Origin of the sequence: Isoptericola haloaureus (assembly GCF_036689775.1) — a bacterium.
Taxonomy (GTDB): domain Bacteria; phylum Actinomycetota; class Actinomycetes; order Actinomycetales; family Cellulomonadaceae; genus Isoptericola; species Isoptericola haloaureus.
The window spans coordinates 462,606-487,487 of sequence record NZ_JBAGLP010000118.1; the positions used below are offsets into that span (position 1 = coordinate 462,606).

Here is a 24,882-nt window from a genome sequence, read left to right on the forward strand (position 1 = left end):
CGGCGCCCGATGAAGACAGCTGTTGTGCGCGGGTGCCCCGGGGAACGTCCTGGCCTGGTGCCGTCGCACGGTGGGATCGCCGACGACACGGACGTTGGGGCATAGCACAACGACTGATCAGTTTAGCGGTGGCGGGGAGGAAGGGCAAAGCGACCTCGGTCACGTCGGGCCCCGGGCTGCAGACCGCCGCTCGGAGGTGCACGGTAGGAGCATGAGCGAGGACACCTCGGGCACGAGACCCGACCCGGAGAACGGAGCCGAGGGCGACAACGACCAGCTGTCGGCGGAGGACACCCTGGTCGACCGCGGCACGCAGGACGTCCTCGACGAGGGCTACTCGCCGCCCGAGCGCCCCCGCGCGAACCACTGGGGCGAGACGGCCTGGGAGGAGCTGACCGGGGAGCCGCTCGACCGTCGGCTGGCCGAGGAGCAGCCCGACTACTGGGAGATGGACCCCCTCACCCACCCCGACACCACGCGGGCCGGACGCCTGGTCGCCGACGACGAGGCCGACCCCAACCAGGACGGTGGCCGGTCCAACGACCTCTACGGCACCGACGCGGGCGTCGACGGGGCGGGCGCGAGCGCCGAGGAAGCAGCGGTCCACTGGGTCGAGGAGCCGTAGCACCTCCCGGGGGACGACAACGCGACCCCGGCGCGCCGTGTGCGGGCAGCCGGGGTCGCGTCGCCGCCGCAGATCGGGTCCCCCAGTCGCCCGTCCACGGGGCTCGTCAGGGGAGGTCCTCCCCATGTCCTCGGTGTCGAGTCCGATGTTCAGTCTAGGGAGCGGACCCGCACGCACGAGCGGGCCCGGCGGGTGAAGCAGGGGTGAAAACGGCGCTCATCGCCGCCCCTCGACCTCGTCGGCACGACGGCGGGCCCGGATCCGCAGCGCCCTGCGACCCAGCTCGGCCTCCGCCACCGGGTAGGCCACGTGCTCGAGCGTCAGCCCGCACGCCGGCGCGACCGCGGCGGCCGCGCCCCGGTCACCACCGGCGAGGACCGTCGCGGCGTCCGTGGCCGGACGCCGCCCCTCCCCCACGGCGAGCGACATCCCGACCAGGGCGCGCACCATCGAGTGGCAGAACGCGTCCGCCACGACCTCGGCGACCACCAGGCCGGCGTCGGGGCCGTCGTCGGGCCGCGACCAGGAGAACCGGGTGAGCTCGCGGATGGTGGTCGCTCCCGCGCGCGGCTTGCAGAAGGCCGCGAAGTCGTGCAGCCCCGTCAGGGGTGCCGCCGCCGCGTCCATCGCGGCGACGTCCAGCGACCGCCGGTGCCACAGCACCCACTCGCGCTGCAGCGGGTCGCGCAGCAGGTGCTCGTCGGCGATGCGGTAGCGGTAGGTCCGCGACAGCGCCGAGAAACGGGCGTCGAAGCCCGGGGGCGCGACCTCGGCCTCGTGCACGACGACGTCGCTCGGCAGGACCCCCGCGAGCCGGTCGACGAGGGCGCGGGCCGGCGTGCGGTCCGAGCGCCCCGGCATCGCGTCCCAGCGGTCGCGGGGCACGTCCACGTGGGCCACCTGGCCCCGGGCGTGCACCCCGGCGTCCGTGCGTCCGGCGACCGTGAGCCGCGGCCGCGGCAGGCCCAGCGGCTCCGTGCGCAGGATGGTGGCCAGCGCCTCCTCCAGGACGCCCTGGACGGTGCGCAGCCCGGGCTGCGCGGCCCAGCCGGCGAAGCCGGTCCCGGCGTAGGCGAGGTCCAGACGGACCCGCACGGTCGCGTCGTCGGGCGTCACCGGCGCGTTCGTGATGCTCACCCGGCCATTGTGCCCGGATGATGGTCCCGTGCCCGACCTCATGACCCTCGCCGTGGACTGCGGCGGCGGTGGCATCAAGGCCACCGTCCTGGACGACGCGGGGACGGCGCACGCCGACCCGGTCCGTGTACCGACCCCGTACCCGCTGCCGCCCGACCTGCTCGTGGACACGGTGGCCGAGATCGCGGCGGGACTCCCCCGCCCCGACCGCGTCACGGTCGGGCTGCCCGGGATGATCCGGCACGGGGTGGTCGTGCACACCCCGCACTACGTCACGCGCGCCGGCCCGCGCACCCGCGTCGACCCGGACCTGGTCGAGCGGTGGCGCAACGTCGACCTGCGCGCGGCGCTGCACGCGCGGCTCGACGTGCCCGCGCTGGTGCTCAACGACGCCGAGATGCACGCCGCCGGGGTCGTCGCGGGCAGCGGGATCGAGCTGGTGCTGACCCTGGGGACCGGCCTCGGCTCCGCCCTGTTCGACGGCGGCCGGCTGGCGCCGCACCTGGAGTGGTCCCGGGCACCCGTACGCCGCGGCACCACCTACGACGCGTACGTCGGCGAGCCGGAGCGCCGGCGGCTCGGCAACGGTCTGTGGTCGCGCCGCGTGGTCACCGTCGTCGACGGGCTGCGACCGGTGTTCTGGTGGGACCGGCTGTACCTCGGGGGCGGGAACTCACGGTGCCTGACGCCGGCCGCGCTGGACCGGCTCGGCGACGACGTCGTCGTCGTGCCGAACACCGCCGCGCTGGTCGGCGGGGTCCGCGCCTGGGACCTGGTCGGCTGACGACGCCGCCGCGTGCGCCTCGAGCAGCGCGCGCGAGAAGGCCACGGGGGCGTCCAGGCTCACCAGGTGCCGGGCCCGCGGCACGACGACGAGCCGTGCGTCCGCCCCGCTGGACCGCGCCGCGGCCAGCATCGAGCGTTCCTGGCCGCGGAAGTGGTCCCACTGGCCGTTCACCAGGCGCACCGGGCTGTCGGCGCGCCGCAGGGCGGCCCGTGTGTCGAGCCGGCCGACCTGCTCGAGCACGTCCACCATCACCTCCAGCGCGAAGCCGCCGTCCCCGACGTCGCGCGCGGACTCCGGGTCCAGCAGGCCGCGGACGACGAGGTCGTTGAGGCGCGCTCCGCGGTCCGGCCACCGCTCGATCCACCGGGCGAGGACGAGCCAGCCGGCCCGCAGCGGGGTGTCCGGGCTCGTGCTGCAGGAGGCGGCGAGCAGCCCCGCGCTCTGCCCCGGGTACCGGGCGCGGTGCTCGATCGCGACGTACCCGCCGAGGGACAGCCCCGCGACCAGCGCGCGGCCGCCCACCGCGTCGACGGCCTCGCGCACCGTCTCGACGGCCTCGTCCAGCTCGAAGCGCGCCGCGCGACGGGCGCCGTGCCCGGGCAGGTCGGGAGCGACGGCGGGGACGCCCGCCGCCCGGAGGCTCGCCAACTGCCGTCGCCACATCGTGTGCGAGGTGCGCGAGCCGTGCAGGAGCACCACCGGAAGCATGTCCTCACCGTAGGGACGACGAGGGCCCCGCACCAACGGTGCGGGGCCCTCGTCGTGTCCGGCCGGGGGGTCGGGAGGTCAGGCCTCCTTGGACTCCTCGGACTCGGCGGCCTTGTCCTCGGTGGCCTCGGGCGCCTCGGCGGCCGGGGTCTCCTCGGCGGTGTCGGCGGGCTTCTCGGCCTTCGACGACTTCGCGGACTTCTCGGCGGCCTTGGTGGCCTCCTTGACGACCGCCTGCTTCGGGCTCACGGGCTCGGTCACGAGCTCGATGACCGCCATCGGGGCGTTGTCGCCCTTGCGGTTGCCGACCTTCGTGATGCGCGTGTAGCCACCGTTGCGCTCGGCCATGGCCGGGGCGATCTCGGTGAACAGGGTGTGCACGACGGACTTGTCGCGCACGACGGTCTGGACCCGACGGCGGGCGTGCAGGTCACCGCGCTTGGCGAAGGTGATCAGACGCTCGGCGACCGGGCGCAGGCGCTTCGCCTTCGTCTCGGTGGTCGTGATGCGGCCGTGCTCGAAGAGAGCGGTCGCCAGGTTCGCGAGCATCAGCCGCTCGTGAGCCGGGCTCCCGCCGAGCCGCGGACCCTTGGTGGGGGTAGGCATTTCTGGTTCTCCTTGGATGTCGTTCCACACCGCGCGGCCCCGTCATGTCGAGCGGTGCCGCTGCAGGTGTGGTGCGTCAGTACGGCTGCTCGTCGGTGTACGACGCCTCGTCGTCCCCGCCGGCGAAGTACTGCGCCGAGGGGTCGAAGTCGAGCGGCGAGTCCTTGAGAGCAAGGCCCAGCTCCGCGAGCTTCTCCTTGACCTCGTTGATCGACTTGGCACCGAAGTTGCGGATGTCGAGCAGGTCCGCCTCGCTGCGCGCCACGAGCTCACCCACCTGGTGGATGCCCTCACGCTTGAGGCAGTTGTACGAACGGATCGTGAGGTTGAGCTCCTCGATCGGCAGCGCCAGGTCCGCGGCCAGCGCGGAGTCCGTCGGCGACGGGCCGATCTCGATGCCCTCGGCCTCGACGTTCAGCTCGCGGGCGAGGCCGAAGAGCTCGACGAGCGTCTTGCCGGCCGAGGCGAGCGCGTCGCGCGGGGCGATCGCGTTCTTCGTCTCGACGTCGACGATCAGCTTGTCGAAGTCGGTGCGCTGCTCGACACGGGTCGCCTCGACCTTGTACGTGACCTTGAGGACGGGCGAGTAGATCGAGTCCACGGGGATGCGGCCGATCTCGGCGTCCAGGGTCTTGTTCTGCGCGGCGGACACGTAGCCACGACCCCGCTCGACGGTCAGCTCGATCTCGAGCCGGCCCTCGTCGTTGAGCGTGGCGATGTGCAGGTCGGGGTTGTGCACCTCGACGCCCGCGGGCGGGACGATGTCCGCCGCGGTCGCCGCACCGGCGCCCTGCTTGCGCAGGTACATCACGACCGGCTCGTCGTTCTCCGAGGAGACGACGAGGTTCTTGATGTTGAGGATGATCTCGGTGACGTCCTCCTTGACACCCGGCACGGTGGTGAACTCGTGGAGCACACCGTCGATGCGGATGGAGGTGACCGCCGCGCCCGGGATGGACGACAGCAGCGTGCGACGCAGCGAGTTGCCGAGCGTGTAGCCGAAGCCGGGCTCGAGCGGCTCGATGGAGAAGCGCGAACGGTACTCCGAGATGACCTCTTCGGTCAGCGAGGGGCGCTGTGCGATGAGCACTGTGATGGTCCTTTCAGTGTGCGTCCGCCATATGACGCATCACGGATCCGCGGTCTACGCGGCCCCGGACGGGACTCGGTCCACCCGCCCGGGCAGGGCTTGAACCGACCGGGCACGGGGGCCCGGTCGGTTCGAGGGGTCAGACGCGGCGACGCTTCGGGGGACGGCAGCCGTTGTGCGCCTGGGGCGTGACGTCCTGGATCGAGCCGACCTCGATGCCGGTCGCCTGCAGCGAACGGATCGCGGTCTCACGACCCGAACCCGGGCCCTTGACGAAGACGTCGACCTTCTTGACGCCGTGGTCCTGGGCGCGGCGCGCGGCGGACTCGGCGGCGAGCTGGGCGGCGTAGGGCGTGGACTTGCGCGAGCCCTTGAAGCCGACGTGGCCGGCGGAGGCCCACGAGATCACGGCGCCCGACGGGTCGGTGATCGACACGATCGTGTTGTTGAAGGTGCTCTTGATGTGCGCCTGGCCGTGCGGGACGTTCTTCTTGTCCTTGCGACGCGGCTTGCGCGCGGCGGTCGAGCGGGACTTGGGAGGCATATGCGTTGATACTCCTGGTCTGAGGTCGTCGGACCGGGGCGAAGGTCAGCGGCGCTGACCCGCTCCACGGACTGCTGACGTCAGCGGGCCTTCTTCTTGCCCGCGACGGTGCGCTTCTTGCCCTTGCGGGTACGCGCGTTGGTCTTGGTGCGCTGGCCACGCACCGGCAGTCCGCGACGGTGACGCAGACCCTGGTAGGTGCCGATCTCCACCTTGCGGCGGATGTCGGCCGCGACCTCGCGGCGGAGGTCACCCTCGAGCTGGAAGTTGCCCTCGAGGTGGTCGCGCAGCGCGACGAGCTCGGCGTCGCCGAGGTCCTTCACGCGCGTGTCCGGGGAGATCCCGGTGGCCGCGACGGTCTGCTCGGCGCGGGTGCGACCGACGCCGTAGATGTAGGTGAGTGCGACGACGACCCGCTTCTCGCGCGGGAGGTCGACGCCGATCAGACGTGCCATTCCTGGCGACTCCTGTCCTTCGTCCAGAGGTCTACCGCACCAGCCTCCCGCGAGGACCGCGGGCCCCGGCCCCTGGACCGAGGGTTCTGCCGCTCAGCGAGCGGCGTCGTGTTGGTGCGCTGAGCCACGCCGTCCGAGGACGACGCGGCAGGGGGCGTGATCAGCCCTGGCGCTGCTTGTGGCGCTGGTTCGAGCAGATCACCATGACGCGACCGTGCCGGCGGATCACCTTGCACTGGTCGCAGATCTTCTTGACGCTCGGCTTGACCTTCATCAGTGTTCCTCTGCCGCCGGGCGACCGGGCCGTCAGGGCCGGACGCTCGCGCGGCGATGTCGATCGGGTGGGGGGATGACGACTACTTGTAGCGGTAGACGATCCGGCCACGGGACAGGTCGTACGGGCTGAGCTCCACCACGACGCGGTCCTCGGGGAGGATCCGGATGTAGTGCTGCCGCATCTTGCCCGAGATGTGGGCGAGGACCTTGTGACCGTTGCTCAGCTCCACGCGGAACATCGCGTTCGGCAGCGCCTCGATCACGCTGCCCTCGATCTCGATGACACCGTCCTTCTTTGCCATGTCCTCCGCTAACTCTCGTCTGTGTCTTTCGACGGACTGCAGCCACGCCCGGCCCGACCGCGGTCGGGTCACGAGGAGTTCTCGTCGAGGACGTGGATCGCGTGCTTCCGTTGGCGAGGGCCACGACCCCGGTGCTCGCGAGAGCCGGGGACGGGCACAAGAACGGAGTACACCCGACTAAATATCGTACCCCACGGATTCGCGTTGGCAAGCAGGTGTACGTCACACCCCACGCGGGTGCGCCGGTGCGCGCCGGCCGGGTGCGCCGTGCGGGGGGCAGCGCGGTCAGTCGAGGTCGACGGGGACGACGTCGAAGGCCGCCAGGCCCTCGCGACCGAGGTCGGCGGCGGTGAGCACCGCGATGCCGTCGTCCAGCACCGCGACCGTGTGCTCCCAGTGCGCGGCGCGGGCACCGTCGGCGGCCACCACGGTCCAGTCGTCCCCCAGCACCCGGGTCACCTCGGTCCCCCGCGTCAGCATGGGCTCCACGGCCAGGCACATGCCCGCTCGGACCCGGGGCCCGCGGTCGGTCGCCCGGAAGTTGAGCACGTCCGGCGGCTGGTGCATCGCCGTCCCGATGCCGTGGCCCGTGTACTCCTCGACGATGCCGTAGGAGGTACCGACCAGCCCGCCCGCGGTCTCGGCGGCCATCTCGACGGCGTCGCCGACCTCGCCCACGCGCCGTGCGGACGCCAGGGCCGCGACGCCCGCCCACATCGCGCTGCGGGTCGCCAGCACGAGCGCGGCGTCGTCGGCGTCCAGCTCCCGTGCCCGCGGGTCGTCGGGCCCCAGGGCGCCGTCCGGGCCGATCTGGAACGAGACGGCCGAGTCGCCGTGCCAGCCGTCCACGATCGCACCGCAGTCGACGGACACCACGTCACCCACGGCCAGGGAGCGGGTCCCCGGGATCCCGTGGACGATCTCGTCGTTCACCGACGTGCAGATCGTCGCGGGGAAGCCGTGGTAGCCGAGGAACGAGGGCGTCGCCCCGGCGGCGGCGATCACGTCGGCCGCCACCCGGTCGAGGTCACCCGTCGTCACCCCGGGGCGCGCTGCGGCCCGGACCGCGGACAACGCGTCGGCGACGACCAGGCCGGCACGGCGCATCAGCCGGATCTCGGCGCGCGACTTCAGCTCGATCCGGGGACGGGAACGGAACACCTCGTTCAGCTTCTCGCCGGCCGTCAGCCGAACTGCTGCTCGAGGGCGGCGACGATCCGGTCGGTCACCTCGGAGATCTCGCCGATCCCGTCGACCTGGACCAGCAGGCCCCGCTCGGCGTAGGCGGCGGTCAGCGGCGCCGTCTCGGCCTCGTAGATGTCGAGCCGGCGGGCGATCGCGTCCGGGGTGTCGTCCTCGCGGCCCTCGACCTCGGCACGCTTGGCGATGCGCTGCAGCAGCTCCTCGCGGTCCGCCGTCAGCTCGATCACGCCGTCCAGCTCCCAGTCGAGCGCGCCGAGGATGCCGTCCAGCGCCTCGACCTGGTGGGCGTTGCGCGGGTACCCGTCGAGCAGGAAACCGCCCTTGACGTCGTCCTCCGCGAGGCGGTCGCGGACCATGGAGTCCGTGACCTCGTCGGGGACGAGCTCGCCCTTCGCCGAGTACTCCTGGGCCAGCCGGCCGAGCTCGGTGCCGCCCTTGATGTTCGCCCGGAAGATGTCACCGGTCGAGATGGCGGGGATCCCGAAGACCTCGGCGAGCCGAGCGGCCTGGGTGCCCTTGCCCGCGCCCTGCGGTCCCATGATCACCAGGCGGGTCACCCGTGCCTCGGGACGCTGGGAGCCGTGGAGCTCGCGACGGGTGGTCGGGGTGGTCGTCTCGGTCAACGGAGGAACCCTTCGTAGTGGCGCTGCTGGAGCTGGGAGTTCACCTGCTTCACGAACTCCAGCCCAACACCGACGATGATGAGGATCGACGTCCCGCCGAACGGGATGTTCGTCGTGACGCCGAGGAACACCAGCACCAACGTCGGGATCAGCGCGACGATGGCGAGATAGAGCGAACCGGCCGACGTGATGCGGGTGATCACGTAGTCCAGGTACTCGGCCGTGGGGCGCCCGGCACGGATGCCCGGGATGAAGCCACCGTACTTCTTCATGTTGTCCGCGACCTCGTCCGGGTTGAACGTGATCGAGGTGTAGAAGAAGGCGAAGAAGATGATCATCGCGACGTAGAGCACGATGTACAGCGCCTGGTCCTGCTGGGCCAGGTTGTTCGAGATCCAGACGACCCAGTCCGCGGTCTGGTCGCCGAACTGGGCGATCAGCGCGGGGATCGCGAGGATCGACGCCGCGAAGATGACCGGGATGACGCCCGACATGTTGATCTTGATCGGGATGTAGGTGCTGGTCCCCCCGTACATCCGGCGACCGACCATCCGCTTGGCGTACTGGACCGGGATCCGGCGCTGGGACTGCTCGACGAAGACGACCATGCCGATGACCAGCACGATCACGCCGATCATGATGATGAAGTTCAGGGGGCCGTTCGCACCGCCGGCGATCGACCAGAGGGCCGTCGGGAAGCTGGCGACGATCGAGGTGAAGATCAGCAGCGACATGCCGTTGCCGATGCCGCGCTCGGTGATGAGCTCGCCGAGCCACATCACCAGACCGGTGCCCGCGGTCATGGTGATCACCATCAGGGCGGCGGTCCAGAAGCTGTCGTCGACGACGACGTCGAGGTTGCAGCCGGGGAAGAGCAGGCCGGTACGAGCCGTGGTCACGATCGTCGTCGACTGCAGGATCGCCAGGGCGATCGTCAGGTACCGCGTGTACTGCGTCAGCTTCGACTGGCCGGACTGCCCCTCCTTGTGGAGGGCCTCGAACCGCGGGATGACGACACGCAGGAGCTGCGTGATGATGCTGGCGGTGATGTAGGGCATGATCCCCAGCGCGAACACCGACAGCTGCAGGAGGGCTCCGCCGCTGAAGGTGTTGACGAGGCCGAGCAGCGAGGTGCTGTCCTCCAGGGAGGCCACGCACTGCTGGACGTTGCCGTAGTCGACGCCCGGCGTCGGGACGAACGACCCCACGCGGAACAGCGCCATGATCGCGATCGTGAACAGCAGCTTGCGCCGCAGGTCCGGTGTCCGGAAAGCCCGGCCGAATGCGCTGAGCACCTATCCTCCTGACCCGCCGGAGCGGGGTGTCGTGTCGCCGGTCGACCGGCGAGGTGTGGCGCACGATGCCCGCGGGGCGGCCCCGCGACGTCGACGCGCCGACTCGGTCGTGGTCCGGCCGGGTTCGCCGACCTCCCCGCACTCACGGCGTGCGGGACGGACCGTGACGGATTCTACGTGTCCCGGCGAGTGATGTGGACCACGGATTCCGGTCGAAGGTAGCAGACCGGGACAATCCAGCTCACCGGATGTCGTCCCGCCGGGTGTCCGTCACCCCACCCGGCGGATACGCGCAAGGGCCGGTGGCGCGTCTGCGCCACCGGCCCTGCGAGGGACCTCAGTCCTCGGAGACCGAGCCGCCGGCCGCCAGGACCTTGTCCTTGGCGGAGCCGGAGATCGCGTCGACCGCGACGTCCAGCTTGACGGTGATCTCCCCCGTGCCGAGAACCTTCACCGGCTGGCCGGAGCGGACCGCGCCCTTGGCGACGAGATCGTCGACCGTGACGGAGCCCCCCTCCGGGTACAGCGCGGCGAGCTTGTCCAGGTTGACCACCTGGTACTCGACGCGGAACGGGTTCTTGAAACCACGCAGCTTCGGCAGACGCATGTGCAGCGGCATCTGCCCACCTTCGAAGCCCGCGGGCACCTGGTAACGAGCCTTGGTGCCCTTGGTGCCGCGACCCGCCGTCTTGCCCTTCGACGCCTCACCACGACCCACACGGGTCTTGGCCTTCTTGGCGCCGGGAGCCGGACGCAGGTGGTGGACCTTCAGCGGCTGCGACGGCGCGCCCTTGTCCTGGGTGCTGTCGGCCATGATCAGTCGACCTCCTCGACGGTGACGAGATGCGCCACCGTGGTGACCATGCCACGGATCTCCGGACGGTCCTCCTTCACGGCGATGTCGCCGATCCGCTTGAGGCCGAGGGTCCGCAGCGTGTCACGCTGGTTCTGCTTGCCGCCGATGGCGGACTTGACCTGGGTGACCTTGAGACGGGCCATCACGCACCCACCTTCTCGTCGGTCTTCTTCTCCGACTGGGCGGCCAGGCCGGCGGCCTGCGCACGCAGCAGCGGAGCCGGGGCGACGTCCTCGAGCGGCAGACCACGACGAGCGGCCACGGCGGCCGGCTCCTCGAGGCCCTGGAGGGCCGCGACGGTGGCGCGCACGATGTTGATCGCGTTCGACGAACCGAGCGACTTGCTCAGCACGTCGTGGATCCCGGCGCACTCCAGCACGGCGCGCACCGGACCACCGGCGATCACACCGGTACCCGGGGAGGCCGGACGCAGGAAGACGACACCGGCCGCCTCCTCGCCCTGGACCTGGTGCGGGATGGTGCCCTGGATGCGCGGGACGCGGAAGAAGTTCTTCTTCGCCTCCTCGACACCCTTGGCGATCGCCGAGGGCACCTCCTTCGCCTTGCCATAGCCGACACCGACGGTGCCGTCGCCGTCGCCCACCACGACCAGCGCGGTGAAGCTGAAGCGGCGGCCGCCCTTGACGACCTTGGCGACGCGGTTGATGGTCACCACGCGCTCGACGAAGGCGTTGCGGTCGTCGCCGCGGTTGTTGCGGCGGTCGTCGCGCCGGTTGGAGCGGCGACCGTCGTTCTTGGACTCGTTGGCGCCCTGGGGGGCGCCGGTGTTGCGCTGCCCTGCAGCCATCAGAGGATCCTCATCTTCCGTGCGAACTTGCGAGCGTCAGCCATCACAGAGCCAACCCCGCTTCCCGTGCGCCGTCGGCGACCGCAGCCACCCGACCGTGGTACTTGTTGCCGCCACGGTCGAAGACCACGGCGTCGACACCGGCGGACTTCGCACGCTCGGCGACGAGCTCGCCGACCTTGCGGGCCTTGGCGGTCTTGTCGGCGTCCAGCGCACGCAGGTCGGCCTCGAGCGTCGAGGCGGAGGCCACGGTCTTGCCGACCGTGTCGTCCACGACCTGCGCCACCATGTGACGCGACGAACGGGTCACGACGAGGCGGGGACGCTCCGCGGTGCCCTTGATCTTCTTGCGCAGGCGAAGGTGACGACGCTGACGAGCGACGCTCTTGCCCTTGCCGAGAACCTTGAGAGCCATCACTTACCAGCCTTTCCGACCTTGCGACGGACGACCTCGTCGGCGTACCGCACACCCTTGCCCTTGTAGGGCTCGGGGCGGCGGATCTTGCGGATGTTCGCAGCGACCTCGCCGACCTGCTGCTTGTCGATGCCGGCGACCGAGAACTTCGTCGGGCTCTCGACCGCGAAGGTGATGCCCTCCGGCGCCGAGACCGTGACGGGGTGCGAGAACCCGAGCGCGAACTCGAGGTCCTGGCCCTTGGCCACCACGCGGTAACCGGTGCCGACGATCTCGAGCTTGCGCTCGTAACCGTTGGTCACACCGGTGACCATGTTGGACAGCAGGGTGCGGGTCAGGCCGTGCAGCGACCGGGACACGCGCTCCTCGTCGGGACGCGAGACCTTGAGGCCGTCCTCGGTCTGCTCGACGGTGATCGGCGCGGGAACCGTGTGCTCCAGGGTGCCCTTGGGCCCCTTGACGGTCACCAGCGCGCCGCTGATGGTGATCTCCACGCCGGACGGGACCGGAACGGGGAGCTTGCCGATTCGAGACATTGGCGTCTCTCCTTTCCGGATTACCAGACGTAGGCGAGGACTTCGCCGCCCACGCCCTTGTCCTGCGCCTGACGGTCGGTCAGGAGGCCGGACGAGGTGGACAGGATGGCCACGCCGAGGCCACCGAGGACCTTCGGGAGGTTGGTGGACTTCGCGTAGACGCGCAGACCGGGCTTGGACACACGGCGCACGCCGGTCAGCGCGCGCTCACGGCTCGGGCCGTACTTGAGGGTCAGGGTGAGGTTCTTGCCCACCTGAGCGTCCTCGACGGTCCAGCCGGTGATGTAACCCTCGGCCTGCAGGATCTCCGCGATGCGCGACTTCAGCTTCGAGAACGGCATGGTGACCGTGTCGTGGTGCGCCGAGTTCGCGTTGCGCAGACGCGTCAGCATGTCTGCGATCGGGTCGGTCATAGTCATTGGGCTCTAGCCCTTCCTCGCCGGGGTATCCGTGCGGCGCCCGCCAGGGCGCCGCACGGACCTACGGCGTAGTGGTTTTACCAGCTGCTCTTGGTGACGCCGGGGAGCTCGCCACGGTGGGCCATCTCCCGCAGGCAGATCCGGCACAGGCCGAACTTGCGGTAGACCGAGTGCGGCCGGCCGCAGCGCTGGCACCGGGTGTAGGCACGCACGGCGAACTTCGGCTTGGCGTTCGCCTTGTTGATCAGGGCCTTCTTCGCCATATCAGTTCTCCTTGAAGGGGAAACCGAGACGGCGCAGCAGGGAGCGGCCCTCGTCGTCGGTCGTCGCCGTCGTCACGATCGTGATGTCCATGCCCCGGACACGGTCGATCTTGTCCTGGTTGATCTCGTGGAACATCGACTGCTCCGTGAGACCGAACGTGTAGTTGCCGTGGCCGTCGAACTGCTTCGGGCTCAGTCCGCGGAAGTCGCGGATGCGCGGCAGCGCGATCGAGAGCAGGCGGTCGAGGAACTCCCACATGCGGTCACCACGCAGGGTGACGTGCGCGCCGATCGGCATGCCCTCGCGCAGCTTGAACTGCGCGATGGACTTCTTGGCACGGTTGATCGCCGGCTTCTGGCCGGTGATCGCGGTCAGGTCGCGGATCGCGCCCTCGATGAGCTTGGAGTCGCGCGCAGCGTCCCCGACACCCATGTTGACGACGATCTTGGTCAGACCGGCGACCTGCTGGACGTTCTGGTGGTCGAACTCGTCCTTGAGGGCGGAGAGGATCTCCTCGCGGTACTTCTGCTTGAGGCGCGGCAGGGCCGGGGCCTCGAGAGTCGTCTCGGTCATCAGATGTCCTTCCCGGAGCGCTTGGCGTAGCGGACGCGCACCGTGCGGGTACGACCGTCCTGCTCCACCTCCTCGAGGCGGAAGCCGACGCGGGTCGGCTTCTTCGTCTCGGGGTCGACCAGCATCACGTTGGACACGTGGATCGGGGCCTCGACGGTCTCGAGGCCACCCGTGCGGGTGCCGCGAGCCGACTGGCCGGCCTTCACGTGCTTGGTCACGCGCTGGATGCCCTCGACCACGATGCGGTCCGAGTCCGTGAGCACCTCGAGCACGCGACCCGTCTTGCCCTTGTCGCGACCTGCGGTGACGATCACCTGGTCGCCCTTCTTGATCTTCGCCATGGTCAGAGCACCTCCGGAGCCAGCGAGATGATCTTCATGAACCGCTTGTCGCGCAGCTCACGGCCGACCGGGCCGAAGATGCGGGTCCCACGGGGCTCGCTGTCGCCCTTGAGGATGACGGCGGCGTTCTCGTCGAACTTGATGTAGGAACCGTCGGGACGACGGCGCTCCTTGGCGGTCCGGACGATGACGGCCTTGACGACGTCGCCCTTCTTCACGTTGCCGCCCGGGATCGCGTCCTTGACGGTGGCGACGATGGTGTCGCCGATACCGGCGTAGCGACGGCCGGAGCCACCGAGAACACGGATGGTGAGGATCTCCTTAGCACCCGTGTTGTCGGCGACACGCAGTCGCGACTCCTGCTGGATCATCGATTGATCTCCTGTCGTCGAGCTGGTTCTCTGCCCGGGAGGTCCCGGGCGAGCCTGGCCGAACGGATAGTTGCTGTGGTGGGGACCCGGCGCATACGTGTGTCACACCGCGCCCCCACCGAGAAAGGTCTGTGCTTACTTGGCCTTCTCGAGGATCTCCACCAGGCGCCACCGCTTGGTCGCGGACAGCGGGCGGGTCTCCATGATGACGACGAGGTCGCCGATACCGGCCGTGTTCTCCTCGTCGTGCACCTTCACCTTGTTCGTACGGCGCATGACCTTGCCGTAGAGCGGGTGCTTCTTGCGGTCCTCGACCTCGACGACGATGGTCTTCTCCATCTTGTCGCTGACGACGTATCCGCGGCGCACCTTGCGGCTGGCCCGCTCCTCGGTGGTCACCGTCTCGGTGTTCTCGCTCATCAAAGCCTCACTCACTCACGCTCGGGGCCGTACGGATGCCGAGCTCGCGCTCCCGCAGGACCGTGTAGATCCGCGAGATGTCGCGCTTGACCGCCTTGAGGCGGCCGTGCGACTCGAGCTGGCCGGTGGCGGCCTGGAAGCGAAGGTTGAAGAGCTCTTCCTTCTGCTCCTTGAGCTTCGCGACGAGGGTCTCGTCGTCGAAGCCGTCGAGGTCGGCGGGGGCCAGGCCCTGGGTACCGATAGCCATCAGTTCGCACCACCTTCGCGCACCACGAAACGGCACTTCATCGGAAGCTTGTGCATCGCGCGGCGCAGGGCCTCGCGTGCCAAGTCCTCGGGGACGCCGGCCAGCTCGAAGACGATGCGGCCGGGCTTGACGTTGGCGACCCACCACTCGGGCGAGCCCTTGCCGGAACCCATGCGGGTCTCAGCCGGCTTCTTGGTCAGCGGGCGGTCCGGGTAGATGTTGATCCAGACCTTGCCGCCACGCTTGATGTGACGGGTCATCGCGATACGAGCAGCCTCGATCTGGCGGTTCGTGACGTAGGCGGGCTCGAGGGCCTGGATGCCGTAGTCGCCGAACGAGATCGTGGTGCCACCCTTGGCCACGCCGGAGCGCTTGGGGTGGTGCTGCTTGCGGTGCTTGAGCCTGCGCGGGATCAGCATGACTCAGGCCTCCGTTCCGGACTCGGGGGCCGCGGCCTGCTCGGCCGGGGCCGGCGCGTCGGACGCCTCGCCGGAGCTCTGCTTCGGCTGCGACGGACGCTCGTTGCGGTCGTTGCGACGACCACGACGCTCGCCGCCACGGCCGCCACCACGGCCCTGTCGGGGCGCGGAGGCCGCCTGCTGAGCAGCGAACTCCTTCTCGGTGAGGTCGCCCTTGTAGATCCAGACCTTCACGCCGATGCGACCGAAGGTGGTACGGGCCTCGAAGAAGCCGTAGTCGATGTTCGCGCGCAGGGTGTGCAGCGGCACGCGACCCTCGCGGTAGAACTCCGACCGGCTCATCTCGGCGCCGCCGAGACGGCCCGAGACCTGGACCCGGATGCCCTTCGCGCCGGCACGCTGCGCGGACTGGATGCCCTTGCGCATGGCGCGACGGAAGGAGACGCGGCTCGCCAGCTGCTCGGCGATGCCCTGCGCGACGAGCTGCGCGTCGATCTCGGCGTTCTTGACCTCGAGGATGTTGAGCTGGACCTGCTTGCCCGTCAGCTTCTCGAGCTCGCCGCGGATGCGGTCCGCCTCGGCGCCGCGGCGGCCGATGACGATGCCGGGACGCGCCGTGTGGATGTCCACGCGGACGCGGTCACGGGTGCGCTCGATCTCGACCTTGGCGATGCCGGCGCGCTCGAGACCGGTGCTCATGAGCTTGCGGATCTCGACGTCCTCGCGGACGTAGTCGCGGTACCGCTGACCAGGCTTGGTGCTGTCGGCGAACCAGCGCGACCGGTGGTCGGTGGTGATGCCGAGGCGGTACCCGTGCGGGTGAATCTTCTGCCCCACTATCGGGCCCCTTCCTTCTGCTCGCGCGGTGCGACGACCACGGTGATGTGGCTGGTGCGCTTGAGGATGCGGCTGGCACGCCCCTGCGCACGGGGGCGGAACCGCTTGAGGGTCGGGCCCTCGTCCACGTACGCCACGGAGACCACGTAGTCGGCCTCGTCGAAGCGCTCGTTCGCGCGGTCGGCCTTCACCCGGGCGTTGGCCACAGCGGACTCGACCACCTTGCGGATGGGCTCGCTCGCCGCCTGCGGCGCGAACTTCAGCACCGCGACGGCCTCAGCGGCCTGCTTGCCACGGATGAGGTCGACGACGCGCCGGGCCTTCATGGGCGTGACACGGACGAACCGCGCCTGCGCCTTGGCTTCCATTGCTGTCCTGCTTCCTTTTCTCAGACAGTCCGAGTCGCTACCGACTGACCGGGGGTCAGCGGCGGCGACCCTTCCTGTCGTCCTTCACGTGGCCGCGGAAGTTCCGCGTGGGGGCGAACTCGCCCAGCTTGTGACCCACCATGGCCTCGGTCACGAAGACCGGGACGTGCTTGCGACCGTCGTGGACGGCGAAGGTGTGGCCGAGGAAGTCGGGCGTGATGACCGACCGACGGGACCAGGTCTTGATGACGTTCTTGGTCCCCTTCTCGTTCTGACCGTCCACCTTCTTCTGCAGGTGGTCGTCGACGAAGGGGCCCTTCTTCAGGCTACGAGGCATCTGTCAGGCTCCTTTTCAGCGCTTCTTGCCGGTGCGACGACGGCGGACGATCAGCTTGTCGCTGGGCTTGTTCGGACGGCGGGTCCGGCCCTCGGGCTGGCCCCAGGGGCTCACCGGGTGACGGCCACCGGACGTGCGGCCCTCGCCACCACCGTGCGGGTGGTCGACGGGGTTCATCACGACACCGCGGACGGTCGGGCGGACGCCCTTCCAGCGCATGCGGCCGGCCTTGCCCCAGTTGATGTTCGACTGCTCGGCGTTGCCGACCCAGCCGATGGTCGCGCGGCAGCGCAGGTCGACGTTCCGGATCTCGCCGGACGGCATGCGCAGCTGGCCGTAGGGGCCGTCCTTGGCGACGAGCTGGACCGAAGCGCCCGCGCTGCGGGCGATCTTCGCGCCGCCACCGGGGCGGAGCTCGACGGCGTGGATGACGGTACCCGTCGGGATGTTGCGCAGCGGCAGGTTGTTGCCGGGCTTGATGTCTGCACCCGCGCCGGCCTCGACCGTGTCGCCCTGCGCCAGCTTGTTCGGCGCGATGATGTAGCGCTTCGTGCCGTCGGCGTAGTGCAGCAGCGCGATGCGCGCGGTGCGGTTCGGGTCGTACTCGATGTGCGCGACCTTCGCCGGCACGCCGTCCTTGTCGTGACGACGGAAGTCGATCACGCGGTAGGCGCGCTTGTGGCCACCGCCCTTGTGCCGGGTGGTGATCCGGCCGGAGCTGTTGCGGCCGCCGGTCTTGGACAGCGGACGAACCAGCGACTTCTCCGGCTCCGAGCGGGTGACCTCGACGAAGTCGGCAACGCTCGAGCCACGGCGGCCGGGCGTCGTCGGCTTGTGCTTACGGATTCCCATGGAAGTAGTCCTCGATCTGCTCTCGTGCGGCTCAGCCGACCGGACCGCCGAAGATGTCGATCGACCCCTCGCGGAGGGTGACGATCGCACGCTTCGTGTCCTTGCGCTTGCCCAGGCCGTAGCGCGTACGACGCGCCTTGCCCTTGCGGTTGATCGTGTTCACCGAGGCGACCTTGACACCGAAGACCTTCTCGACCGCGATCTTGATCTCGGTCTTGTTGGCGCCCGGGTCCACGACGAAGGTGTACTTGCCCTCGTCGAGGAGGTTGTAGGACTTCTCGGAGACGACCGGCGCGATCAGGATGTCGCGCGGGTCCTTCGTCACGGCGGTCACTTGGTGGCCTCCTTCTCGGACGCGGCCTCGGTCTCGGTCGCGACGGCCTTCGCCGACTTGCCCGTCGCCGGGCCGGCCAGGAACGCCTCGAGCGCGCCGGAGGTGAAGACGACGTCGTCGGAGACGAGGACGTCGTAGGTGTTCAGCTGGTCCGCGGTGAGCAGGTGGACCTGCTCCAGGTTCCGCAGCGACTTGACGGTCAGCTCGTCCGAGCGCTCGGTGACGACCAGCACGTGCGTGCGGTCGGTGAGCGCGGCGATCGTGCCGAGGGCCGCCTTGGTGGACGGCTTGTCGTCGACGCCGAACCCGGCGACCACGTGGACACGGCCGGCGCGGGCGCGGTCGGAGAGGGCACCGCGCAGGGCGGCGGCCTTCATCTTCTTCGGCGTGCGCTGGTCGTACTTGCGCGGCTGCGGGCCGTGGACGGTGCCACCGCCGGCGAACTGCGGGGCGCGGGTCGAACCCTGGCGGGCGCGGCCGGTGCCCTTCTGCTTGTAGGGCTTCTTGCCACCGCCGCGCACGTCGGCGCGGGTCTTGGTGGCGGCCGTCCCCTGGCGGGAGGCCGCGCGCTGCGCGACGACCACCTGGTGGATCAGCGGGACGTTCGTGGCGACGTCGAACACCTCGGCGGGGAGCTCGGCGGTGCCGGCCTTCTTGCCCGAGGCGTCGAGCACGTCGACGGTCAGGTTAGCCATCGGTCTCAGGCTCCCTTCGCGGCGGTACGGACGAGGACGATGCCGCCCTTCGGACCCGGGACCGCGCCCTTGACGAGCAGCAGGCCCTTCTCCGCGTCGACCGCGTGGACGGTCAGGTTCTGGACGGTCTTGCGGGCGTGGCCCATGCGACCGGCCATCCGCATGCCGCGGAACACGCGCGACGGCGTGGCCGCGCCACCGATCGAACCCGGCTTGCGGTGGTTGCGGTGCGCACCGTGCGAGGCGCCGACGCCGGAGAAGCCGTGGCGCTTCATGACACCGGCGGTGCCCTTGCCCTTGGTGGTGCCGACGACGTCGACCACCACGCCGGCCTCGAAGGCCTCGGCGGTGATCTCCTGGCCGAGCGTGTACTCGGCGGAGTCGTCGGTACGGATCTCGGCCACGTGGCGGCGCGGCGTGACGCCGGCCTTCTCGAAGTGGCCCTTGAGCGGCTTGGTGACCTTGCGCGGGTCGATCTGGCCGGCGGCGAGCTGGACGGCCGCGTAGCCGTCGGACTCCGCGTTGCGGACCTGCGTCACCACGTTGGTGGGGACGGCGACGACGGTGACCGGGACGAGCTTGCCGTCCTCGTTCCACGTCTGGGTCATGCCGAGCTTGGTGCCGAGCACCGCGGTCACGTTCTTCTGCTGGTTGGTCATGATCTCTTCCAGCCTCAGAGCTTGATCTCGATGTTCACGTCGGCCGGCAGGTCGATGCGCATCAGCGAGTCGACAGCCTTCGGCGTGGGGTCGATGATGTCGATCAGCCGCTTGTGAGTACGCATCTCGAAGTGCTCACGGCTGTCCTTGTACTTGTGAGGCGACCGGATGACGGTGAAGACGTTCTTCTCCGTCGGCAGCGGCACCGGGCCCACGACCGTCGCACCAGCGCGAGTGACCGTGTCGACGATCTTGCGCGCCGAGCTGTCGATCACCTCGTGGTCGTAGGACTTGAGCCGGATGCGGATCTTCTGTCCCGCCATGGCGTCGTCTGACTCTCTCTCTCGAACCGCTACTGTCCGACCCCCGCGCTCGGGCGTGTCGCTTTGAGCGACAGAACCGTGCGCATACCTGTCCGGCATGGGGGCCGTGGATGTGGCCCGCGGTGCGGGCCACGACGTATGCCAAGCCTGTCGAAGACATGTGTCCGTGGGGCGCTCACGCGCGTCGACAGCCGGCATCCCCACGACTCCCCCGAGGGGAGACCGCGCCCGGCGCCACCGCGGACCCGGAGGTCTCGGCTGGCACCGTGGTGCTACACACTGTTCGACACGAGAAAGAACGCGCCCGTGACAGGCAACCTGACTAGTGTGGCACACACCCGACGCGTGGCCAAGTCCTGGCCGATGTGACCTGCGTCGTATCACGGCGCCCGGTGTGCCCGTCCCTCATTCTAGGCGGCGCTCGACCGCCCGCGACGGCGACCCACGCTCCCGCGGGACACCGACGCTCCCGGACCCGGAGGAAGTGACCGCCATGACACGCCCCGACCGACCCGCGGACGGCTGGACCTACTGCGACGTCCGGCCGCAGTCGCGACCCGCGCTGCCCCCGGACCTCAACCCGCGCCGTGCCTCCCTCATCCACGTCACGCGGGCGAAGTGGGTGAACGGCACCGTCCTGCACTACTGGCTCGAGCCGTCGGCACCGTCGGCGCAGCACCAGGCGGTGCGCGACGCCTTCGGTACCTGGGAGGACCTCGGCATCGGCCTGCGCTTCGTCGAGGTCGACGACGCCGACCGCGCCGAGGTGCGCATCGCGTTCGACCAGGGCGCCGGCAGCTGGTCCTACGTCGGCAAGGACGTGCTGGGGATCCCGCAGCACGAGGCCACGATGAACTTCGGCTGGGACCTGACGACGCCGTGGGGTGCCGTCACCGCGCTGCACGAGATCGGGCACACGCTCGGCTTCCCCCACGAGCACCAGAACCCGAACGCGGGCATCGTGTGGGACGAGCAGCGCGTGCTCCAGGAGTTCACCGGCCCGCCGAACAGCTGGACCGAGGACCAGGTGCGGCACAACATCCTGCGCAAGCTCTCCCCCGAGCAGGTCGAGGGGTCGGCGTGGGACCCCGAGTCCGTCATGCACTACCCCTTCGACCCGGGCCTCATCGTCTCCCCGGAGCAGTACGGCCGCGACGGGATCCCCGCGCCGGACGGGCTGTCGGGCGACGACCGCGAGTGGGTCCTGCGCTGGTACCCGGGGCTCGAGCCCGACCTGCCCACGCTCGAACCGGGCCGCTCCGTGCCGCTGGAGCTCGCGCCCGCCGGTCAGGCCGACCTCGTGGTCCGCCCCACGGCCACCCGGGAGTACCGCGTGGGCACGTTCGGCGACGCCGACACGCTGCTGGTCCTCTTCGAGGAGGTCGACGGCGAACCGGTCTTCCTCGCGGGCGACGACGACAGCGGGACCGACCGCAACGCCCTGGTCACCGTACGGCTCCGCGCCGGCCGCAGCTACGTCGTCCGGGTCCGCCTGTACTGGGCCTGGGCGGCGGGGACGACGGCCGTCATGCTCTGGTGACCACCTCGCAGGCACGACGAAGGGCCCGGGCATCGTGATGATGCCCGGGCCCTTCGTCATGACCGGCCGGCGTCGGTCAGCGCCGGGACGCCGGCCGGCGGCAGATCACTTGAGGATCTTGGTGACCCGGCCGGAACCGACCGTGCGGCCACCCTCACGGATGGCGAAGCCGAGGCCCTCCTCCATGGCGATCGGCTGGATCAGCTCGACCGTCATCTCGGTGTTGTCGCCCGGCATGACCATCTCGGTGCCCTCGGGCAGCTCGATGACGCCCGTGACGTCGGTGGTCCGGAAGTAGAACTGCGGACGGTAGTTCGAGTAGAACGGGTTGTGACGGCCGCCCTCGTCCTTGGCCAGGATGTAGACCTGGGCCTCGAAGTTGGTGTGCGGCGTGATCGAACCCGGCTTCACGACGACCTGGCCGCGCTCGACGTCCTCACGCTTGAGACCACGCAGCAGCAGACCGGTGTTGTCGCCCGCCTGGGCCTGGTCCATCTGCTTGTGGAAGGTCTCGATACCGGTGACGGTCGTCTTCTGCGGCGAACGGATACCGACGATCTCGACCTCGGAGTTGATGTCGAGCGAGCCACGCTCCACCTTGCCGGTGACGACGGTGCCGCGACCGGTGATGGTGAAGACGTCCTCGATCGGCATGAGGAACGGCTTGTCGAGGTCGCGCTGCGGCTCGGGGACGTTCTCGTCCACGGCCTCCATGAGCTCCAGGATCTTCTTGGTCCACTCGGGGTCGCCCTCGAGGGCCTTCAGACCGGAGACGCGGATGACCGGGGCCTCGTCGCCGTCGAAGTCCTGCGACGACAGCAGCTCGCGGACCTCCATCTCGACGAGCTCGAGGAGCTCCTCGTCCTCGACCATGTCGGACTTGTTCAGCGCCACGAGCAGGTAGGGGACGCCCACCTGACGGGCCAGGAGGACGTGCTCGCGGGTCTGCGCCATCGGACCGTCGGTGGCGGCGACCACGAGGATGGCACCGTCCATCTGGGCCGCACCGGTGATCATGTTCTTGATGTAGTCGGCGTGACCCGGCGCGTCGACGTGCGCGTAGTGACGGTTCGGCGTCTCGTACTCGATGTGCGCGATGTTGATCGTGATACCGCGCTGCTTCTCCTCCGGCGCGGCGTCGATCTCGTCGAACGCCTTGAGCTGGTTCGCCGGCAGGTCCGGGTACGTCTCAGCGAGCGTCTTCGAGATCGCGGCGGTCAGCGTCGTCTTGCCGTGGTCGACGTGACCGATCGTGCCGATGTTGACGTGCGGCTTGGTCCGCTCGAACTTGGCCTTAGCCACTGGGTCCTCCTGGGACTTGGGTAGATGTTCCGAACGATTGCGAGTGTCGGCCGATCAAGCCTAACCCTCGGGGCGTTGCGGTTTCCTACAGGTTGATGGTTGTGCAGGTGTTCGACCTGTGGGGACTCACTCGCCCCGGGTCTTCTTGATGATCTCGTCAGCCACGGCCTTGGGGACCTCGGCGTAGCTGTCGAACTGCATCGAGTACACGGCGCGGCCCTGCGTCTTGGAACGCAGGTCACCGATGTACCCGAACATCTCGCTCAACGGTACCTGGGCGCGCACGACCTTGACGCCGGTCGCGTCCTCCATGGACTGGATGAGTCCACGCCGCGAGTTGATGTCGCCGATGACGTCGCCCATGTACTCCTCGGGCGTGCGCACCTCGACGGCCATGACGGGCTCGAGCAGAACCGGGTCGGCCCGCTTGACGCCCTCCTTGAACACCATGGATCCGGCGATCTTGAACGCCATCTCCGAGGAGTCGACGTCGTGGTACGCACCGTCGAGGAGCGTGGCCTTGACGCCGACGACCGGGAAGCCGGCCAGGACACCCTGCTGCATGGCCGCCTGGATACCGGCGTCCACCGACGGGATGTACTCGCGCGGCACGCGACCACCGGTGACCTCGTTGGCGAACTCGTACAGCTCGCCCTCGGCGGTGGTCTCCAGCGGCTCGAAGTTCACGATGACCTTCGCGAACTGACCCGAACCACCGGTCTGCTTCTTGTGCGTGTAGTCGATCTTCTCCGCCTTGCGACGGATCGTCTCGCGGTACGCGACCTGCGGCTTGCCGACGTTCGCCTCGACCTTGAACTCGCGCTTCATGCGGTCCACGAGGATGTCGAGGTGGAGCTCGCCCATGCCGCCGATGACGGTCTGGCCGGTCTCCTCGTCGAGCTTGACGCGGAAGGTGGGGTCCTCGTCGGCGAGCTTCTGGATCGCCGTCGAGAGCTTCTCCTGGTCGGCCTTCGTCTTCGGCTCGATGGCCACGTCGATGACCGGCTCCGGGAACGTCATCGACTCGAGGATGACCGGGGAGTCGGAGGCGCTGAGGGTGTCACCGGTGGTGACGTCCTTCAGGCCGATGAAGGCGTAGATGTGACCGGCCTGCGCCTCGGGGACGGGGTTCTCCTTGTTGGAGTGCATCTGGAAGAGCTTCCCGATGCGCTCCTTCTTCCCCTTGGTGGTGTTGAGCACCTGGGCGCCCTGCTCGACCTTGCCGGAGTACACGCGGACGTAGGTGAGCTTGCCGAAGAACGGGTGCACGGCGACCTTGAACGCCAGGGCCGAGAACGGCTCCGAGGCGTCCGCGTGACGCTCGATGACCTTCTCCTCGTCCTTGACGTCGTGGCCCTGGACGGCCGGGACGTCGAACGGGGAGGGCAGGTAGTCGATGACGGCGTCGAGCATGGGCTGGACGCCCTTGTTCTTGAACGCCGAGCCGCACAGCACCGGGAAGGCCTCGGAGTTGACGGTCATCTTGCGGATGCCGGCCTTGAGCTCGTCGGTCGTGAGCTCCTCACCGCCGAGGTACTTCTCGAGCAGGTCCTCGTCCGACTCCGCGACGGCCTCGATGAGCTCGTTGCGGTACTCCTCGGCCTTGGCCTGCAGGTCGGCGGGGATCTCCTCGACCTCGTAGGTCTCGCCCAGCTTGGTCTCGCCGTGCCAGACCAGCGCCTTCATGCTCAGCAGGTCGACGACGCCGATGAAGTCGTTCTCGGCACCGATCGGGAGCTGGAGCACCAGCGGCTTGGCCTTGAGGCGCTCGACGATCGTCTTGACCGTGAAGTAGAAGTCGGCGCCCAGCTTGTCCATCTTGTTGACGAAGCAAATGCGCGGGACGTCGTACTTGTCGGCCTGACGCCAGACGGTCTCCGACTGGGGCTCGACGCCCTCCTTGCCGTCGAAGACGGCGACGGCGCCGTCCAGGACGCGGAGCGACCGCTCCACCTCGACCGTGAAGTCGACGTGGCCCGGGGTGTCGATGATGTTGATCTGGTTGTCGTTCCAGTAGCAGGTCGTCGCGGCCGACGTGATCGTGATGCCGCGCTCCTGCTCCTGCTCCATCCAGTCCATCGTCGACGCGCCGTCGTGCGTCTCACCGATCTTGTAGTTCACACCCGTGTAGTACAGGATGCGCTCGGTGGTGGTGGTCTTGCCGGCATCGATGTGAGCCATGATGCCGATGTTGCGGACCTTCTTCAGGTCGGTCAGCACGTCGAGTGCCACGGTGTCTTACCCCTCGGGTCAGTGGGACGTCGGGAACCGGTGCCGGAGGCCGGCCGCCAGCCGGTTCCGGGAGCGGCTGACGA

The 24,882-nt window shown here is 69.4% G+C and carries 37 protein-coding genes; 3 read left to right on the top strand and 34 right to left on the bottom strand.

Going from position 1 to position 24,882, the window contains the following annotated elements; translation table 11 throughout:
- The first annotated feature begins 211 nt into the window (after positions 1–211).
- The gene (locus V5O49_RS12225) at positions 212–625 is read left to right on the top strand and encodes a DUF5709 domain-containing protein (protein ID WP_332902476.1); all 414 of its coding nucleotides are present in this window, start codon (positions 212–214) and stop codon (positions 623–625) included.
- A 216-nt stretch (positions 626–841) separates the two neighbouring features.
- On the opposite strand, the gene truA is transcribed toward V5O49_RS12225, so the two are convergent.
- Complete coding sequence (gene truA, locus V5O49_RS12230; protein ID WP_332902477.1) at positions 842–1,762, bottom strand: tRNA pseudouridine(38-40) synthase TruA; 921 nt, start codon at positions 1,760–1,762, stop codon at positions 842–844.
- Between the two features lie 40 nt (positions 1,763–1,802).
- Between truA and V5O49_RS12235 the strand changes: the two genes are divergently transcribed.
- Positions 1,803–2,546 carry an ROK family protein gene (locus V5O49_RS12235; protein ID WP_405001193.1) on the top strand — a complete coding sequence of 248 codons (744 nt, stop codon included), beginning with the start codon at positions 1,803–1,805 and terminating at the stop codon, positions 2,544–2,546.
- On the opposite strand, the gene V5O49_RS12240 is transcribed toward V5O49_RS12235, so the two are convergent.
- The 31 genes from V5O49_RS12240 to rpsJ all read right to left on the bottom strand — a co-directional run bounded on the left by V5O49_RS12240 (position 2,436) and on the right by rpsJ (position 19,725).
- On the bottom strand, positions 2,436–3,257 hold the full coding sequence (locus V5O49_RS12240; protein WP_332902479.1) for an alpha/beta fold hydrolase: 822 nt from the start codon (positions 3,255–3,257) through the stop codon (positions 2,436–2,438). The genes V5O49_RS12235 and V5O49_RS12240 overlap by 111 nt on opposite strands.
- Before the next feature lie 78 nt (positions 3,258–3,335).
- Positions 3,336–3,863 (bottom strand): 50S ribosomal protein L17, encoded by a 528-nt coding sequence (gene rplQ / locus V5O49_RS12245; protein WP_278236553.1) that lies wholly within the window; start codon positions 3,861–3,863, stop codon positions 3,336–3,338.
- Positions 3,864–3,939: 76 nt separating this feature from the next.
- Positions 3,940–4,953, bottom strand: a complete 1,014-nt coding sequence (locus tag V5O49_RS12250) for a DNA-directed RNA polymerase subunit alpha (protein WP_278236552.1) — start codon at positions 4,951–4,953, stop codon at positions 3,940–3,942.
- Positions 4,954–5,092: 139 nt separating this feature from the next.
- Positions 5,093–5,497, bottom strand: coding sequence for a 30S ribosomal protein S11 (gene rpsK / locus V5O49_RS12255; protein WP_171246390.1), 405 nt, complete (start codon positions 5,495–5,497; stop codon positions 5,093–5,095).
- An 80-nt stretch (positions 5,498–5,577) separates the two neighbouring features.
- Positions 5,578–5,952 carry a 30S ribosomal protein S13 gene (gene rpsM / locus V5O49_RS12260; protein ID WP_278236551.1) on the bottom strand — a complete coding sequence of 125 codons (375 nt, stop codon included), beginning with the start codon at positions 5,950–5,952 and terminating at the stop codon, positions 5,578–5,580.
- Positions 5,953–6,112: 160 nt separating this feature from the next.
- The gene (gene rpmJ / locus V5O49_RS12265; RefSeq protein ID WP_171246392.1) at positions 6,113–6,226 is read right to left on the bottom strand and encodes a 50S ribosomal protein L36; all 114 of its coding nucleotides are present in this window, start codon (positions 6,224–6,226) and stop codon (positions 6,113–6,115) included.
- 82 nt (positions 6,227–6,308) lie between these two features.
- The gene (gene infA, locus V5O49_RS12270; RefSeq protein WP_020016137.1) at positions 6,309–6,530 is read right to left on the bottom strand and encodes a translation initiation factor IF-1; all 222 of its coding nucleotides are present in this window, start codon (positions 6,528–6,530) and stop codon (positions 6,309–6,311) included.
- 285 nt (positions 6,531–6,815) lie between these two features.
- A complete protein-coding gene (gene map, locus V5O49_RS12275; protein WP_278236550.1) occupies positions 6,816–7,691 on the bottom strand; it encodes a type I methionyl aminopeptidase in 876 nt (291 codons plus the stop codon).
- Between the two features lie 23 nt (positions 7,692–7,714).
- Positions 7,715–8,272 carry an adenylate kinase gene (locus V5O49_RS12280; protein ID WP_332902952.1) on the bottom strand — a complete coding sequence of 186 codons (558 nt, stop codon included), beginning with the start codon at positions 8,270–8,272 and terminating at the stop codon, positions 7,715–7,717.
- An 80-nt stretch (positions 8,273–8,352) separates the two neighbouring features.
- Positions 8,353–9,651, bottom strand: a complete 1,299-nt coding sequence (gene secY, locus V5O49_RS12285; protein ID WP_278236549.1) for a preprotein translocase subunit SecY — start codon at positions 9,649–9,651, stop codon at positions 8,353–8,355.
- 337 nt (positions 9,652–9,988) lie between these two features.
- Entirely contained in the window at positions 9,989–10,465 is a 477-nt protein-coding gene (gene rplO / locus V5O49_RS12290; protein ID WP_332902480.1) for a 50S ribosomal protein L15, read from the bottom strand.
- Positions 10,466–10,467: 2 nt separating this feature from the next.
- On the bottom strand, positions 10,468–10,650 hold the full coding sequence (rpmD, locus tag V5O49_RS12295; protein ID WP_172152853.1) for a 50S ribosomal protein L30: 183 nt from the start codon (positions 10,648–10,650) through the stop codon (positions 10,468–10,470).
- Positions 10,650–11,315, bottom strand: coding sequence for a 30S ribosomal protein S5 (rpsE, locus tag V5O49_RS12300; RefSeq protein WP_332902481.1), 666 nt, complete (start codon positions 11,313–11,315; stop codon positions 10,650–10,652). The genes rpmD and rpsE overlap by 1 nt, the downstream gene beginning before the upstream one ends.
- A gap of 43 nt (positions 11,316–11,358) precedes the next feature.
- Complete coding sequence (rplR, locus tag V5O49_RS12305; RefSeq protein WP_278236546.1) at positions 11,359–11,730, bottom strand: 50S ribosomal protein L18; 372 nt, start codon at positions 11,728–11,730, stop codon at positions 11,359–11,361.
- Entirely contained in the window at positions 11,730–12,266 is a 537-nt protein-coding gene (rplF, locus tag V5O49_RS12310) for a 50S ribosomal protein L6 (RefSeq protein ID WP_332902482.1), read from the bottom strand. The genes rplR and rplF overlap by 1 nt, the downstream gene beginning before the upstream one ends.
- A gap of 20 nt (positions 12,267–12,286) precedes the next feature.
- A complete protein-coding gene (gene rpsH / locus V5O49_RS12315) occupies positions 12,287–12,685 on the bottom strand; it encodes a 30S ribosomal protein S8 (protein ID WP_278236544.1) in 399 nt (132 codons plus the stop codon).
- Between the two features lie 77 nt (positions 12,686–12,762).
- The gene (locus tag V5O49_RS12320; protein WP_013837851.1) at positions 12,763–12,948 is read right to left on the bottom strand and encodes a type Z 30S ribosomal protein S14; all 186 of its coding nucleotides are present in this window, start codon (positions 12,946–12,948) and stop codon (positions 12,763–12,765) included.
- 1 nt (position 12,949) lies between these two features.
- Positions 12,950–13,522 carry a 50S ribosomal protein L5 gene (gene rplE / locus V5O49_RS12325; protein ID WP_278236543.1) on the bottom strand — a complete coding sequence of 191 codons (573 nt, stop codon included), beginning with the start codon at positions 13,520–13,522 and terminating at the stop codon, positions 12,950–12,952.
- Positions 13,522–13,863 carry a 50S ribosomal protein L24 gene (gene rplX / locus V5O49_RS12330; RefSeq protein WP_278236542.1) on the bottom strand — a complete coding sequence of 114 codons (342 nt, stop codon included), beginning with the start codon at positions 13,861–13,863 and terminating at the stop codon, positions 13,522–13,524. The genes rplE and rplX overlap by 1 nt, the downstream gene beginning before the upstream one ends.
- A 2-nt stretch (positions 13,864–13,865) precedes the next feature.
- A complete protein-coding gene (gene rplN, locus V5O49_RS12335) occupies positions 13,866–14,234 on the bottom strand; it encodes a 50S ribosomal protein L14 (protein ID WP_278236541.1) in 369 nt (122 codons plus the stop codon).
- Between the two features lie 135 nt (positions 14,235–14,369).
- Positions 14,370–14,654, bottom strand: coding sequence for a 30S ribosomal protein S17 (gene rpsQ, locus V5O49_RS12340; RefSeq protein WP_278236540.1), 285 nt, complete (start codon positions 14,652–14,654; stop codon positions 14,370–14,372).
- A gap of 7 nt (positions 14,655–14,661) precedes the next feature.
- On the bottom strand, positions 14,662–14,901 hold the full coding sequence (gene rpmC / locus V5O49_RS12345; protein WP_246246410.1) for a 50S ribosomal protein L29: 240 nt from the start codon (positions 14,899–14,901) through the stop codon (positions 14,662–14,664).
- Positions 14,901–15,320: a 50S ribosomal protein L16 gene (rplP, locus tag V5O49_RS12350; RefSeq protein WP_278236539.1), complete on the bottom strand. Its 420-nt coding sequence runs from the start codon at positions 15,318–15,320 to the stop codon at positions 14,901–14,903. Before rplP ends, rpmC begins: the two co-directional genes overlap by 1 nt.
- A 3-nt stretch (positions 15,321–15,323) precedes the next feature.
- A complete protein-coding gene (rpsC, locus tag V5O49_RS12355; RefSeq protein WP_278236538.1) occupies positions 15,324–16,157 on the bottom strand; it encodes a 30S ribosomal protein S3 in 834 nt (277 codons plus the stop codon).
- Entirely contained in the window at positions 16,157–16,525 is a 369-nt protein-coding gene (gene rplV / locus V5O49_RS12360; protein ID WP_278236537.1) for a 50S ribosomal protein L22, read from the bottom strand. Before rplV ends, rpsC begins: the two co-directional genes overlap by 1 nt.
- A 55-nt stretch (positions 16,526–16,580) precedes the next feature.
- Positions 16,581–16,862 (bottom strand): 30S ribosomal protein S19, encoded by a 282-nt coding sequence (gene rpsS, locus V5O49_RS12365; RefSeq protein ID WP_278236536.1) that lies wholly within the window; start codon positions 16,860–16,862, stop codon positions 16,581–16,583.
- A 15-nt stretch (positions 16,863–16,877) separates the two neighbouring features.
- The gene (gene rplB / locus V5O49_RS12370) at positions 16,878–17,714 is read right to left on the bottom strand and encodes a 50S ribosomal protein L2 (RefSeq protein ID WP_278236535.1); all 837 of its coding nucleotides are present in this window, start codon (positions 17,712–17,714) and stop codon (positions 16,878–16,880) included.
- A 31-nt stretch (positions 17,715–17,745) separates the two neighbouring features.
- Entirely contained in the window at positions 17,746–18,048 is a 303-nt protein-coding gene (gene rplW, locus V5O49_RS12375; protein ID WP_278236534.1) for a 50S ribosomal protein L23, read from the bottom strand.
- Positions 18,045–18,743 carry a 50S ribosomal protein L4 gene (gene rplD, locus V5O49_RS12380; RefSeq protein WP_332902483.1) on the bottom strand — a complete coding sequence of 233 codons (699 nt, stop codon included), beginning with the start codon at positions 18,741–18,743 and terminating at the stop codon, positions 18,045–18,047. The genes rplW and rplD overlap by 4 nt, the downstream gene beginning before the upstream one ends.
- 5 nt (positions 18,744–18,748) lie before the next feature.
- A complete protein-coding gene (gene rplC, locus V5O49_RS12385; RefSeq protein ID WP_278236532.1) occupies positions 18,749–19,402 on the bottom strand; it encodes a 50S ribosomal protein L3 in 654 nt (217 codons plus the stop codon).
- Positions 19,403–19,416: 14 nt separating this feature from the next.
- Positions 19,417–19,725: a 30S ribosomal protein S10 gene (gene rpsJ, locus V5O49_RS12390; protein ID WP_013837837.1), complete on the bottom strand. Its 309-nt coding sequence runs from the start codon at positions 19,723–19,725 to the stop codon at positions 19,417–19,419.
- A 493-nt stretch (positions 19,726–20,218) separates the two neighbouring features.
- On the opposite strand from rpsJ, the gene V5O49_RS12395 reads away from it, so the two are divergent.
- Positions 20,219–21,265 carry a M12 family metallopeptidase gene (locus tag V5O49_RS12395; RefSeq protein WP_332902484.1) on the top strand — a complete coding sequence of 349 codons (1,047 nt, stop codon included), beginning with the start codon at positions 20,219–20,221 and terminating at the stop codon, positions 21,263–21,265.
- 105 nt (positions 21,266–21,370) lie between these two features.
- On the opposite strand, the gene tuf is transcribed toward V5O49_RS12395, so the two are convergent.
- Both tuf and fusA read right to left on the bottom strand, forming a co-directional pair.
- The gene (gene tuf, locus V5O49_RS12400; RefSeq protein WP_332902485.1) at positions 21,371–22,567 is read right to left on the bottom strand and encodes an elongation factor Tu; all 1,197 of its coding nucleotides are present in this window, start codon (positions 22,565–22,567) and stop codon (positions 21,371–21,373) included.
- A 126-nt stretch (positions 22,568–22,693) separates the two neighbouring features.
- Complete coding sequence (gene fusA, locus V5O49_RS12405) at positions 22,694–24,799, bottom strand: elongation factor G (RefSeq protein WP_278236529.1); 2,106 nt, start codon at positions 24,797–24,799, stop codon at positions 22,694–22,696.
- Positions 24,800–24,882 lie beyond the last annotated feature (83 nt).